Source organism: Agromyces humi (assembly GCF_009720255.1).
Classification (GTDB): Bacteria; Actinomycetota; Actinomycetes; order Actinomycetales; family Microbacteriaceae; genus Agromyces; species Agromyces humi.
The window spans coordinates 1-12,579 of the sequence record NZ_WJSP02000079.1 but is presented as its reverse complement, the minus strand read 5'-3'; the positions used below and the strand labels follow the sequence as shown (position 1 = coordinate 12,579).

Sequence of the window (12,579 nt, the reverse complement as noted above, 5' to 3'; positions counted from 1 at the left end):
CGGGGGGCAAGGCGGTGTACCCGTCGAGCGTGGTGATGAACGTCGTGCCGGCGCAGGTCGCGGGCGTGCGGTCGATCGCGCTCGCCTCACCGGCGCAGGCCGAGTTCGGCGGCCGCATCCACCCCACGATCGCGGCGGCGGCCGCGCTCCTCGGTGTCACGGAGGTGTACGCCATGGGCGGCGCGGGGGCGATCGGCGCGTTCGCGTACGGTGTCCCCGAGATCGGGCTCGAGCCCGTGCAGCGCGTCACCGGCCCGGGCAACGTGTACGTCGCCGCGGCGAAGCGACTGGTGCAGGGCGTCACCGGCATCGACGCCGAGGCCGGCCCGACCGACATCCTCGTCATCGCCGACGACGCGGCCGACCCCGATCTCGTCGCCGCCGACCTCGTGAGCCAGGCGGAGCACGACGAGCTCGCGGCATCCGTGCTCGTCACCGACTCCGCCGAGTTCGCCGACCTCGTCCGCGACCGCCTCGAGGTGCGCGTCGCCGCCACCAAGCACGCCGCCCGCGTGCGCACCGCCGTCGAGGGTGTGCAGTCGGCCGTGGTGCTCGTCGACGACCTCGAGCGCGCCGCCGACTTCTCGAACGCGTTCGGACCCGAGCACCTCGAGATCCAGGTGCGCGACACCGACGCCGTGCTCGCCCGCATCGAGAACGCCGGCGCGATCTTCATCGGCCCGTATTCGCCGGTCAGCCTCGGCGACTACGCCGCCGGGTCCAACCACGTGCTGCCGACGGGCGGGCAGGCCCGATCGACCGCCGGGCTGTCGGCCGCGACGTTCCTGCGCCCACAGCAGGTCGTGCGCTACGACGAGCAGGCGCTGCGCGAGGTCGCCCCGGTCATCGCCGCACTGTCGGCCGAGGAGGACCTGCCTGCCCACGGCGAGGCCGTCACGGCGCGCCTCGAGCGCTGAGCGCGGAGGCCGGGCGTCGCCGCGCCGCTAGGCTGGGAGCACCATGTACTGTCCGTTCTGCCGTCACCCGGATTCCCGCGTCATCGACTCGCGCACGAGTGATGACGGACTCTCGATCAGGCGCCGCAGGCAGTGCCCCGAGTGCGGCCGCCGGTTCTCCACGACGGAGACCGCCAGCCTCGCGGTCATCAAGCGCAGCGGCGTCATCGAGCCGTTCAGCCGCGAGAAGGTCGTGCTGGGCGTGAAGAAGGCGTGCCAGGGTCGACCGGTCACCGACTCCGACCTCGCCGTGCTCGCGCAGAAGGTCGAGGAGACCATCCGCTCCACGGGCGCGTCGCAGATCGAGGCGAACGACATCGGGCTCGCCATCCTGCCGCCGCTGCGCGAGCTCGACGAGGTGGCCTACCTGCGCTTCGCGAGCGTGTACCAGGCGTTCGAGTCCCTCGACGACTTCGAGTCGGCGATCGGCCAGCTCCGCGCCGAGCACGGGCGGCTGCCGGCTCGACCCGTCGAGTGAGGTGCCCCGCGGCGTCGCAGCATGACGTCGACGGTTCCGCATCGTCCGGCGCGTCCGCGCACCTCCGATAGCCTGAGTCCCGGCATGTATCGACTCCTCTTCTCCCTCGTCCTGTCCCGCATGGACCCCGAAGACGCGCACCACCTCGCATTCCGGGTCATCAGGATGCTGCCGGCGCTCGGGTTCGGCCGGCTCGTCGAACTCGCCACTCGGCCCGATCCGTCGCTCGCCGTGCACGCGCTCGGTCGCAGGTTCGCGTCGCCGTTCGGCGTCGCCGCGGGCTTCGACAAGGACGGGTTCGCCGTGCGCGGGCTCGGCAACCTCGGCTTCGGACACGTCGAGGTCGGCACGATCACGGCCGTCGCCCAGCCCGGCAACGAGCGGCCCCGGCTGTTCCGCCTGGTCCGCGACCGCGCACTGGTGAACCGCATGGGCTTCAACAACGGCGGGGCGGATGCCGCGGTGGGCCGCCTGTCGCGGCTCGCCCGTCGGTCGCACCGCCCGGTGCTCGGCGTGAACATCGGCAAGAGCCGCGTCACCGCGGTCGAGGACGCCGTGGCCGACTACGAACGGAGCGCCCGCGTGCTGGCGCCGTTCGCGGATTACCTCGTCGTCAACGTCAGCTCGCCGAACACGCCCGGCCTGCGGGGCCTGCAGGAGCTCGATGCGCTGGCGCCCCTGCTCGAGGCCGTGCGGGCGATCGCCGGCACGACCCCGCTGCTCGTCAAGATCGCCCCCGACCTCGCCGATGACGAGGTGGTGCGCATCTGCGAGCTGGTCACGCGCCTGGGGCTCGACGGGATCATCGCCACGAACACGACGATCTCCCGCGACGGGCTCACCGCCTCGGCGGCGGAGGTCGAGCGCATCGGCGCCGGCGGGCTCTCGGGCGCGCCCCTCGCCGCGCGGTCCATGGAGGTGCTGCGCCTCGTTCGCGCGAACGTGCCCGCCGGCCTCTGCGTGATCTCGGTGGGTGGGGTGGAGACCGCCGAGGACGTGCAGGCCCGCCTCGACGCGGGCGCCACGCTCGTGCAGGGCTATTCGGCCTTTATCTACCGCGGCCCGCTCTGGGCACGCCAGGTCAATCGCGGACTCGCGCGCATCCGCCGGTCCTCCGGTCGATCGGATGTCGCGGCGCCTGCCGGCGCCTGAATCGTCCGCCCTTCGCCCCACTGCCTCGTGGTCGCTTGAGTCGCCGGGCGCGCGCGGGCTCCGGCTCAGAGCAGCCCGTGCTCGCCGAGCCGGTCGGCCAGCGTCGAGCCGTCGCTCGCCGACACCCAGGGCACGTCGGCCCCGTGCTGCTCCGCCTTGGAGCGACCGCCCGCGAGGACGGCCTCACCCGTCGAGAGCTCGCGGATGGCCACCGCGGCCACGCGTCCGGGATGCTCGGCGGCGAAGTTCGCGTAGTGCTCCTCATCGTGCTGCCCGTCGTCGCCGATGAGGAGCCAGCGCACGTCGGGGAACTCCTCGGCCAGTCGGCGGAGGTTCTCCTCCTTGTGCGCGCGACCGCTCCGGAACAGGCGGTCGTGCGTCGGACCCCAGTCGGTGAGCAGGAGCGGCCCTGCGGGGTAGAGGTTGCGGGAGAGGAAGCGCGTGAGGGTCGGCGCCACGTTCCACGCACCCGTCGAGAGGTAGATGACCGGCGCGCCGGGATGGGCGCGCACCAGCCGCTCATACAGCACGGCCATGCCGGGTGTGGGGATGCGCGCGTGCTCGTCGAGCACGAACGTGTTCCAGAACGCGACGAACGGGCGGGGGAGCGCGGTCACCATCACGGTGTCGTCGACGTCGGAGATGATGCCGAAGTGCACGTCGGGTCCGACGATCCAGATCGGAGCCTCGACCGGTTCGGAGCCTTCGGTGCGCAGGGTCGCCTGGTGCCAGCCCGGGGAGAGCGAGACGGGGATGCGCGTGTCGACCACGCCGCCGCGGTCGGCGAGCACCTCGATGCGCTCACCGCCGATCTCGATGATCACCGGCACGTCGCCCACGGGCACGCTCGTGAAGCTGCGCCAGCCCCTGATGCCCTGCTCGCGTCGCTTGCGCCGACGCTTGGACGGCTCGTCGGGGGCGATGGGCCGGCTGAGCAGCACCCGGCAGAGCACGCGCACCCATTCCGTGGACCCGTAGCCGGTGTACGGCACGACGGTCGGCACGTGCCCGCGTCGGCGGGCCCAGCGTTCCCGGAGGTCGTGCAGCCAGTCTTCGAGGCGCGCGGCACGGTGCCGGACCTGGCGTTCGCGAGATCCGGCCGGGGTTGGGGGACTCGCCGGCATCCACTCAGTCTGTCATGGGGGTGCTTCCGGCCGAAAACACGGGCACGCAGTGGTCGGATGGACGTCGGCCCGGCCGGTAGAGTGGACCCCGCAAATAAGGGAGGTTCCGTGCCGAATATCGACCTGATCCTGGGGGCCGATCCGAGCCGGAGGGTCGCGGTGCGCACCGAGCCGACGCAGCGGCGCAGCACGCAGCGGCTCGACGCGCTGCTCGACGCTGCTGCCGAGATCGTCGACGAGACCGGGTTCGAGCGGCTCACCACGCAGATGGTCGCCGAGCGCGCCGGCGCCTCGATCGGCACCGTCTACCGCTACTTCCCCGACCGCGTCGCGGTGCTCCACGCCCTGCGCGAGCGGTCGATCCGACGCTTCCGCGAGCGCGTCGCCGACGACATGGAGCGCACCGAGCTCGCGACGTGGTGGGACGTGGTCGACGTCTCGCTCGACGCGTTCGCCGCCCTCTACCGCGACGAGCCCGGATTCAGCGTCGTGCACGCCGGGCGGCGTGAGACGGCCGACGGCGACGTGGAGCCCGAGTTCGCGCACCGCCTCGCCAGGCTCATCGAGGCGGAGTTCGGCGGCGTCGCCGATGCCGAGGAACTGCGCTTCCGGCTGGGCGTGGCGATCGAGCTCGGCGACGCGCTCATCAGCCGGGCGTTCGAGCGCAAGCCGGTCGGCGACGACCGCTACCTCGCCGAGGCGAAGCGCCTCGTGCACGACTACCTCGCCGAGCACCTCGGCGAGGCCCGGGCCGCGAGCTCCGCCGCCTGATCCGACGGCTCGGGCGCGGGGTACCTTCTTCATGTGACGCGCCGAGTGTCAACGCGTTGCCCTGACCGGGGAATGGTGTTTGGCTTGGACTCCGGCTTCCGGGCGACGACCCGAGACGAGTGAGGCAGCCAATGATCGAGTTCCGCCGCGTCACCAAGCAGTTCCCCGACGGCACCGTCGCGGTCGAGAACGTCGACATCGTGATCCCGCCCAGGAAGACGACGGTCCTGGTCGGGTCGTCGGGGTCGGGCAAGACGACGCTCCTCCGCATGATCAATCGCATGGTCGACCCCAGCGGCGGCCAGGTGCTCATCGACGGCACGGATGTCGCGACGGTCGACCCGGTGCAGCTGCGCCGCGGGATCGGCTACGTCATGCAGAACTCGGGCCTCCTGCCGCACCGCACGGTCATCGACAACGTCGCGACCGTGCCGCTCCTCCGCGGCACGGCCAAGCGCCAGGCCTACGATCGCGCGCTCGAGCTCATGGACACCGTCGGCCTCGACCGTTCGCTCGCCGACCGCTACCCGAGCCAGCTCTCGGGAGGCCAGCAGCAGCGGGTCGGCGTCGCGCGCGGGCTCGCCGTGGATCCGAACATCCTGCTCATGGACGAGCCGTTCGGCGCGGTCGACCCGATCGTCCGGGCGGAGCTGCAGCAGGAGCTGCTGCGGCTGCAGGGCGAGCTGGGCAAGACGGTGGTCTTCGTGACCCACGACATCGACGAGGCGTTCCTGCTCGGCGACCAGGTGGTCATCATGCAGCGCGGCGGGAAGATCTCGCAGGCCGCCTCGCCGACCGAGATCCTCGCGCGACCGGCCGACGCGTTCGTGGCCGACTTCGTGGGCGCCGACCGCGGGAAGCGGGCCCTGCACCTGACGGACGTCGACGGCCGCCGAGTGGTCGTCGATTCCGACGGCCGTCCAGCCGGGGTCCTCGCCCCGTGAACTGGCTCTGGTCGAACCTCGACCTCGTCGGCGAGCTGATGCTCGTGCACCTGGCATTGTCGGTGCCCGCGATCATACTGAGCTTCGTGGCGTCGGTCCCGATCGGATGGCTCGCGCACCGCTACCGGTGGTCGCGAGGCGTGCTCCTGTCGCTCTGCGGTCTGCTCTACGCCATTCCGTCGCTCGCGCTGTTCGTGGCGCTGCCGCCCATCACGGGCCTGAGCCTGCGGTCGCCGCTCAACCTCGTCATCGCCCTCACGCTCTACGGCATCGCCGTGCTCGTGCGCACGGCCGCCGACGCCTTCGACTCGGTCGAGCCCGACGTGCGCCAGTCGGCGACGGCGATGGGGTATTCCTCCACCGGTCGCTTCTGGGGGGTCGACCTGCCGCTCGCGGGGCCGGTGCTCGTCTCGGGCCTCCGCGTCGTCATCGTGAGCACGGTGAGCCTCGCCACGGTCGGGGCGGTGATCGGCGTGCAGAGCCTCGGCAGCCTGTTCACCGACGGGTTCCAGCGCGGCATCCAGGCCGAGATCTTCACGGGCATCGTCGCGACGATCGTGCTCGCGCTGGCGCTCGACTGGGCCTGCGTCCGCATCGGCCGCCTCCTCATGCCGTGGTCGCGTCCCGACGCGGCCCATCGGCGACGGTCGATCGAGCGCGTCGAACGGGTGGATGCCGCGTGAACCTCTTCCTCGACGGCATCGCCTGGATCCTCGATCCCGCGAACTGGACGGGCGTCGGCAGCATCCCCGAGCGCATCGGGCAGCACCTGCTGATCTCCGCGGTCGTGCTCGTCATCGCGTCGATCATCGCCCTGCCCGCCGGCGTGGCCGTGGGCCACTCGGGGCGGGGCAAGGAACCGGCGGTGATGGTCTCGGGCGGGCTCCGGGCGCTCCCCACCCTGGGCGTGCTCACCCTGTTCGCGCTGTGGCTCGGCATCGGGCTGCAGGCGCCCGTCATCGCCCTCGTGATCCTCGCGATCCCGCCGCTGCTCGCCGGCGCCTACGCCGGCCTCGAGTCGGTGGATCGACGCACGATCGACGCCGCCCGGGCGATGGGCATGCGCGAGGACCAGATCATCGGCAAGGTGGAGCTGCCCCTCGGCATGCCCATCGTCGTCGGCGGCATCCGCTCGGCCACCTTGCAGATCATCGCGACGGCGACCCTCGCCGCCTACGTGGCCGACTTCGGGCTCGGGCGATACATCTTCGCCGGCCTGAAGACACGCGACTACGCCGAGATGCTGGGCGGCTCCATCCTCGTCATCATCCTCGCGCTGGCCATCGACGGCCTGTTCGCGATCACGCAACGCCTCGTCGTCCCGCACGGTGTGCGGGCGGCTCGGGGCTCAGAGCTCCGCTCAGGGCCGTCCCGGTCCAGGGCGGCCATGGGGCGACCCATCACCGAAGGGAATCAGGAATGATCACAGCAGGAAAAGGCCGGCTCGTTGCCCTGGCAGCGGTCGTGGTCGGGGCGACAGTGGCCCTGGCAGGGTGTTCTTCGGGCGATCCGCTGGACAGCGGATCCTCTGACGGCGGCGGTTCGTCCGAGACGATCGTCGTCGGCTCGCAGGACTACTACTCGAACGAGATCATCGCCGAGCTCTACGCCCAGGCGCTCGAGGAGAACGGCTACACGGTCGAACGCGACCTCCGCATCGGCCAGCGCGAGGTGTACATCCCCGAGATCGAGAGCGGCGCCATCGACGTGTTCCCCGAGTACACGGGCAACCTCCTCCAGTACTACGTGCCCGACACGGCCGCCACGACGAGCGACGACGTCTACGCCGAGCTCGAGACCTCCCTGCCCGACGGGCTGCGCGTGCTCGACCAGTCGCCGGCGACCGACCAGGACTCGTACAACGTGACCAAGACGTTCTCCGACGAGAACGACGTGAAGAGCCTCGCCGACCTGAAGAACGTGTCGACGCCCATCACGCTCGGCGGCAACTCCGAGCTGGCCACCCGTCCGTACGGACCCGAGGGCCTGAAGTCGGTGTACGGCGTCGACGTGGCGTTCACGCCCATCGAAGACAGCGGCGGCCCGCTCACGCTCAAGGCGCTCGTCGACAACCAGGTGCAGATGGTGAACATCTACAGCGCCGACCCCAACATCGCCGCGAACGACCTCGTCACGCTGGAAGACCCCGAGGGCCTCTTCCTCGCATCGAACGTCGTGCCCGTGGTGAGCGAGAAGGTCACCGACGAGATCGCGAAGATCATCAACACCGTGAGCGCCGCGCTCACGGCAGAGGATCTGGTGGCCCTGAACGCCCTCAGCGTGAACGAGCAGGAGTCCGCCGACCAGATCGCGAGCGACTGGCTCGCCGACAAGGCGCTCTTCTAGGGCTCGCGCGAGACGCTCGGGGGGTCGGATGCTTCGGTGTCCGGCCCCTCGGCCATGTGGCGCGCCTCGAGCCGCACGATGAGCTTCTTCGCCCCCCACACGGCGAGCAGGAACACCGCGATGACGGCGACGAAGAGGTAGCCGGCCCAGTGCAGGTCACGGCTGAGCTCGCGGTAGCCGCCGGCGGCCGCCGATCCGACGGTGACGTAGGCGAAGGCCCAGATGACGCAGGCGGGCACGGTCCACGCCATGAACTTGCGGTACCGCATGGTGCTCATGCCGACGGTGAGCGGGATGAGCGAGTGCAGCACGGGCAGGAACCGGGAGATGAACACGGCGGGCCCGCCGCGTCGATCGAGGTAGCGCTGCGCCCTGGCCCAGTTCTCCTCGCCGATGCGCCGCCCGAGCCGGGAGCGCTGGATGTGCGGGCCGAACCAGCGCCCGAGGCCGAAGCCGATGCTCTCACCCGCGAGGGCTCCCGCGATCACGGCGAACACGAGTGCGAAGTACTGGCCGACGCCGTCGACGGCGGTCGACGCCACGAGCACGATCGTGTCGCCGGGCACCACGAGGCCGATGAGCACGGACGTCTCGAGGAGGATCCCGATCCCGGCGAGCAGCGTGCGGGCGACCGGGTCCACGGCCTGCACCACGTCGAGGATCCAGTCGAGGAGCTCGTTCACGCTCCGAGCGTATCGACGCGGTCGTGCGGCCGCGTCAGACTAGGGGACGATTCCGAGGATCACGGCGTACCCCACCAGGGGGACGGCCACGAGCACGGCCGATGCCGTGAGCGCGGCAGCGCGCACTCCACGTGGGTCGGCCGGAGGCGGGGTCGCCGGCTCGTCGAGGCGACCCAGGCGCGCGGCGAGCATCGCAGCGTCGGAGTCCGCGCCCGACGTTCCGTCGAGGGACGCGCCCGACTCACCGGCGTCCCCGACGCGTTCGAGTGCCCCTCGGAGGGGCCCGGTGCCGACGGCTCGCCGGGCGCCGTCGTCGGCGAGCATCTCGGTGAGGGTGATGACGGCGTGCTCCGCTCGATTCGCGATCGGGAACCAGGGGATCGCGCTGTGCCAGGCCCGGAATGAGAGCCGCACGAGGTGGTGCAGCTGATCGAGGTGGGTGCGCTCGTGCGCGATCACCGCCGTGAGCTCGTCGGCCGTGAGCACGTCGATGAGGCCGTCCGTCAGCACGGTCGCGGTGCGGATGCCCGGCACGCAGTACGCGAGCGGCACCGGATGTGCGAGCACGCGCGTGCGCGGGTCGCCGGGCATCGGATGGCTGAGCAGTCCGATGAGCTGGTGCTGCCGGCGTCGTTCCCGCTCGGCGCGCACGGCGGTGAGCGCCAGGTTGAGGGTGAGCAGCAGCGCGATGGCCACCGCGAGGGTGAGGGCGGCGATCTCGGCGACGCCGAAGCCGGCGGGCAGGGGGCCGGTGAGGAGGTACGGTGCGAGCGCCGCCACCGCAGCGGGGAGCGAGCCGGCCGGCGCGGACCCGAACGCGAGGAGGCATCCGATCATCGAGAGCCCGCCCGCGAGCGCGATGGCCTGCCAGAGTGCGAGGGCGGCCGCCGGTGCGCGCGACGGCCAGTCGGCACGGGCCAGCACGACCGGCACGGGCCACGCCAGGGCGATGGCGAGGACACCGAGCACCGCCGAGACGGCGAGCATGGTCAGTGGCGCGCGAGCTCGTCGAGCAGGCGGCGCAGGGTGGCCGCTTCGCCCGCGCTGGCGGTGCCGACGAAGCGGGCCAGGGCGGCGTCGCGATCGGCAGAACGGTCGAGCACCTCGTGCATGAGCTCGGCGGTGTGCTCCTCGCGACTGAGCAGCGCCCGGTAGCGGTGCGGACGCATGTCGCGGGAACGGGACACGAAGCCCTTGCGCTCGAGCCGCGAGAGGACGGTCAGCACCGTCGTCGTGGCGACCATGCGCGCGGCGTCGTCGCGCAGCGCGAGCGCGTCGCGCATCTCGTTCGCCGTGAGCGCGACGTCGCTCGTCCAGAGCACCTCCATCACGGAGCGTTCCAACTCGCCGAGACTCGCCATGTCTCCAGACTACCGGCTTCCCTCGAATTGTTCTACGCTGTGTAGAAGGATGTTCTACGTCGTGTAGTACACATGGCGGAACGACTGGGAAGGGGCATCCGTGAACGAACTGCTCGACCCGCTGCTGCTCGCTCGTTGGCAGTTCGGCCTCACCACCGTCTACCACTTCCTCTTCGTTCCACTCACGATCGGCCTCGCCAGTACCGCCGCCGTCTTCCAGACCGCGTGGTACCGCACCGGCAAGGCGGAGTACCTCCGCATCACCCGCTTCTTCGGGTCGATCTTCCTCATCAACTTCGCCATGGGCGTGGTGACGGGCATCGTGCAGGAGTTCCAGTTCGGCATGAACTGGTCGGAGTACTCGCGCTTCGTCGGCGACGTGTTCGGGGCGCCCCTCGCGATGGAGGGCCTGCTCGCGTTCTTCTTCGAGGCCACGTTCATCGGCCTCTGGATCTTCGGGTGGGACAAGCTGCCGCGGGGCCTGCACCTCGCGACGATCTGGGCCACCGCGATCGGCTCGATCCTGTCGGCGTACTTCATCATCGCCGCGAACGCGTTCATGCAGAATCCGGTCGGCTACGAGATGAACGCCGACAAGGGCAGGGCCGAGCTCGTCGACATCTGGGCGCTGCTCGCCAACCCGGTCGCTCTCGCCGCGTTCCCGCACACGATCGCCGCCAGCTTCATGGTGGCCGCGGGCCTGGTCATCAGCGCCGCCGCATGGCACCTGGCCCGCAACCAGCACCTCGACACGATGCGGCCGGCCCTGAAGTTCGGCCTCTGGGTGATGGTCGGCGCCGGCATCCTGACCACGGTGTTCGGCGACCAGCTCAGCCTCGCGATGGTCGCGACCCAGCCGATGAAGATGGCCGCGGCCGAGGCCACCTACGACACGGTCTGCGGCGCGGATGCCTCGTTCTCGCTGTTCACCCTCGGCACGCCCGACGGCAGCACCGAGCTCTTCTCGGTCCGCGTGCCCTACCTCCTCTCATTCCTCTCGACGCATACGTTCGACGGCTGCGTCGAGGGGATCAACGACCTCCAGGCGGAGTACACGGCACTGTACGGTCCCGGCGACTACTCGCCGATCATCTGGATCACGTACTGGGCCTTCCGCTGGATGATCGGGCTCGGCATGCTGCACGTGCTCGTCGCGGTCGTGGGCCTGTGGCTCACGCGCAGGGGCCGGATGCCGCGGCATCCGCTGATCTGGAAGGCGGCGATCTGGAGCTTCCCGCTCTCGCTCGCGGCGATGATCGTCGGCTGGATCTTCACCGAGATGGGCCGACAGCCGTGGATCGTCTTCAGCCTGCTCCCGACGGCCTCGGCCGTGTCGCCGAACGTGACGGGCCTCGAGGTGCTCATCTCGCTCGTCGCCTTCACGCTGATCTACGGCACGCTCGCGGTCGTCGAGGTGCGCCTCGTGCTCCGGGCCATCCGGAAGGGCCCGCCAGAGGTCGGCGAGCCCGATCCCGAATCAGGCCGCATCGAACCCGCCGCCACGGTGTACTAGGAGGACGTGACCATGGATCTCTCGGTGCTCTGGTTCTGGATCGTCGGCTTCCTCTTCGTCGGCTACTTCGTGCTCGACGGCTTCGACTTCGGGGTCGGCATGTCGCTGCCGTTCCTGGGCAGGGACGACACCGACCGGCGCGTGCTCATCAACACGATCGGCCCCGTGTGGGACCTCAACGAGACGTGGGTGATCGTCGCGGGCGCCTCGCTGTTCGCGGCCTTCCCGGAGTGGTACGCCACCCTCTTCTCCGGCTTCTACCTCGCCCTGCTGCTCATCCTCCTCGCGCTGATCGCGCGCGGGGTCTCGTTCGAGTACCGCCACCAGCGCCCCGAGTCGAGGTGGAAGGAATGGTTCGACGGCATGATCGTCGTCGGGTCGGCGGTGCCGGCGTTGCTCTGGGGAGTGGCGTTCGCGAACATCGTGCAGGGCGTGCCGCTCGACGCGGACCACAACTACACGGGCACGCTGTTCGACCTGCTCAATCCCTATGCGCTGCTCGGCGGGCTCACCACGCTGCTGCTCTTCTTCACCCACGGAGTGGTGTTCGTGTCGCTGAAGACGGAGGGCGACCTGCGGGAGCGCGCGCGCCGGCTCGCGACTCGGTCGGGCGTCGTCACGATCGTCGTCGCTGCCGTCTTCCTCCTCTGGACCGGCCTCGCGTCCGGCACGCCATGGTTCTGGATCCTCGCGGGGGTCGCGGCCGTCGCCCTGGTCGCCGGGTGGCTGGCCAACGGTCGTGGTGCCGAGGGCCGCGCGTTCATCCTGTTCGCGATCACGATCGCCGCCGCGGTGTTCGCACTGTTCGCGTCGCTCTTCCCCGACGTCATGCCCGCCTCGAACGACCCGGCGAACAGCCTCACCATCGCCAACGCGTCGAGCACGCCGTACACGCTCACCGTCATGAGCTGGCTGGCGCTCGTCGCCCTCCCGCTGGTGCTGGCCTACCAGGGTTGGACGTACTGGGTCTTCCGCAAGCGCGTGACGCGCACCGCCATCGAGGCTGCGGCGCACTGAGCACGTGAAGCCCCTCGATCCCCGACTCGTCCGCCGGTCGCGCGCCGCGCGGCGGTTCCTCGCCGCCGGTGCGGTGCTGGCCGCCGTGCAGGCCGCCGCCATCATCGGCTTCGCGTGGGCGCTCGCGTCACTCGTGGCAGGGCTCATCGACGGCATGCGGATGCCTCAGGCGTGGCCGCTCGTCGGCGTCCTCGTCGTAGCGGCATCCGCCCGGGCGCTCGGCGCCTGGGGTTG

14 protein-coding genes and 1 pseudogene are annotated in these 12,579 nt (G+C 70.8%); 11 read left to right on the top strand and 4 right to left on the bottom strand.

The genetic code is table 11. The annotated features are described in order from the left end of the window. The 3 genes from hisD to GH736_RS09170 form a co-directional block, all read left to right on the top strand. Positions 1-917, top strand: a 917-nt coding sequence (gene hisD, locus GH736_RS09180; protein WP_159602339.1) for a histidinol dehydrogenase, incomplete at its 5' end; no start/stop codon positions are given. Between the two features lie 43 nt (positions 918-960). Further along, entirely contained in the window at positions 961-1,434 is a 474-nt protein-coding gene (gene nrdR, locus GH736_RS09175) for a transcriptional regulator NrdR (RefSeq protein WP_159602337.1), read from the top strand. An 84-nt stretch (positions 1,435-1,518) separates the two neighbouring features. After that, positions 1,519-2,586 carry a quinone-dependent dihydroorotate dehydrogenase gene (locus GH736_RS09170; RefSeq protein WP_159602335.1) on the top strand — a complete coding sequence of 356 codons (1,068 nt, stop codon included), beginning with the start codon at positions 1,519-1,521 and terminating at the stop codon, positions 2,584-2,586. Positions 2,587-2,651: 65 nt separating this feature from the next. Here GH736_RS09170 and GH736_RS09165 read toward each other — a convergent pair whose 3' ends face one another. Then, a complete protein-coding gene (locus tag GH736_RS09165) occupies positions 2,652-3,710 on the bottom strand; it encodes an App1 family protein (protein ID WP_159602333.1) in 1,059 nt (352 codons plus the stop codon). Positions 3,711-3,818: 108 nt separating this feature from the next. On the opposite strand from GH736_RS09165, the gene GH736_RS09160 reads away from it, so the two are divergent. From GH736_RS09160 to GH736_RS09140, 5 genes are all read left to right on the top strand, one after another. After that, complete coding sequence (locus GH736_RS09160) at positions 3,819-4,481, top strand: TetR/AcrR family transcriptional regulator (RefSeq protein ID WP_235933914.1); 663 nt, start codon at positions 3,819-3,821, stop codon at positions 4,479-4,481. Between the two features lie 131 nt (positions 4,482-4,612). Next, positions 4,613-5,425 carry an ABC transporter ATP-binding protein gene (locus GH736_RS09155; protein WP_159602329.1) on the top strand — a complete coding sequence of 271 codons (813 nt, stop codon included), beginning with the start codon at positions 4,613-4,615 and terminating at the stop codon, positions 5,423-5,425. Continuing rightward, positions 5,422-6,108, top strand: coding sequence for an ABC transporter permease (locus GH736_RS09150; RefSeq protein WP_159602327.1), 687 nt, complete (start codon positions 5,422-5,424; stop codon positions 6,106-6,108). The genes GH736_RS09155 and GH736_RS09150 overlap by 4 nt, the downstream gene beginning before the upstream one ends. Continuing rightward, complete coding sequence (locus tag GH736_RS09145; RefSeq protein ID WP_159602325.1) at positions 6,105-6,848, top strand: ABC transporter permease; 744 nt, start codon at positions 6,105-6,107, stop codon at positions 6,846-6,848. The genes GH736_RS09150 and GH736_RS09145 overlap by 4 nt, the downstream gene beginning before the upstream one ends. Continuing rightward, positions 6,845-7,771, top strand: coding sequence for an ABC transporter substrate-binding protein (locus tag GH736_RS09140; RefSeq protein WP_159602323.1), 927 nt, complete (start codon positions 6,845-6,847; stop codon positions 7,769-7,771). The genes GH736_RS09145 and GH736_RS09140 overlap by 4 nt, the downstream gene beginning before the upstream one ends. On the opposite strand, the gene GH736_RS09135 is transcribed toward GH736_RS09140, so the two are convergent. The 3 genes from GH736_RS09135 to GH736_RS09125 are packed head-to-tail and all read right to left on the bottom strand — an operon-like array spanning position 7,768 to position 9,815. After that, entirely contained in the window at positions 7,768-8,454 is a 687-nt protein-coding gene (locus tag GH736_RS09135) for a DedA family protein (RefSeq protein WP_159602321.1), read from the bottom strand. The genes GH736_RS09140 and GH736_RS09135 overlap by 4 nt on opposite strands. A 39-nt stretch (positions 8,455-8,493) precedes the next feature. Further along, the gene (locus GH736_RS09130) at positions 8,494-9,441 is read right to left on the bottom strand and encodes a M56 family metallopeptidase (RefSeq protein ID WP_159602319.1); all 948 of its coding nucleotides are present in this window, start codon (positions 9,439-9,441) and stop codon (positions 8,494-8,496) included. Between the two features lie 2 nt (positions 9,442-9,443). After that, positions 9,444-9,815, bottom strand: a complete 372-nt coding sequence (locus tag GH736_RS09125) for a BlaI/MecI/CopY family transcriptional regulator (protein ID WP_159602317.1) — start codon at positions 9,813-9,815, stop codon at positions 9,444-9,446. A gap of 100 nt (positions 9,816-9,915) precedes the next feature. Here GH736_RS09125 and GH736_RS09120 point away from each other — a divergent pair, with 100 nt between their 5' ends. The 3 genes and pseudogenes from GH736_RS09120 to GH736_RS09110 all read left to right on the top strand — a co-directional run. After that, a complete protein-coding gene (locus GH736_RS09120; protein ID WP_159602315.1) occupies positions 9,916-11,328 on the top strand; it encodes a cytochrome ubiquinol oxidase subunit I in 1,413 nt (470 codons plus the stop codon). A 12-nt stretch (positions 11,329-11,340) separates the two neighbouring features. After that, positions 11,341-12,345, top strand: a complete 1,005-nt coding sequence (gene cydB / locus GH736_RS09115; RefSeq protein ID WP_159602313.1) for a cytochrome d ubiquinol oxidase subunit II — start codon at positions 11,341-11,343, stop codon at positions 12,343-12,345. 4 nt (positions 12,346-12,349) lie between these two features. Next, positions 12,350-12,579: pseudogene (locus GH736_RS09110) on the top strand (thiol reductant ABC exporter subunit CydD); the annotation flags it as partial.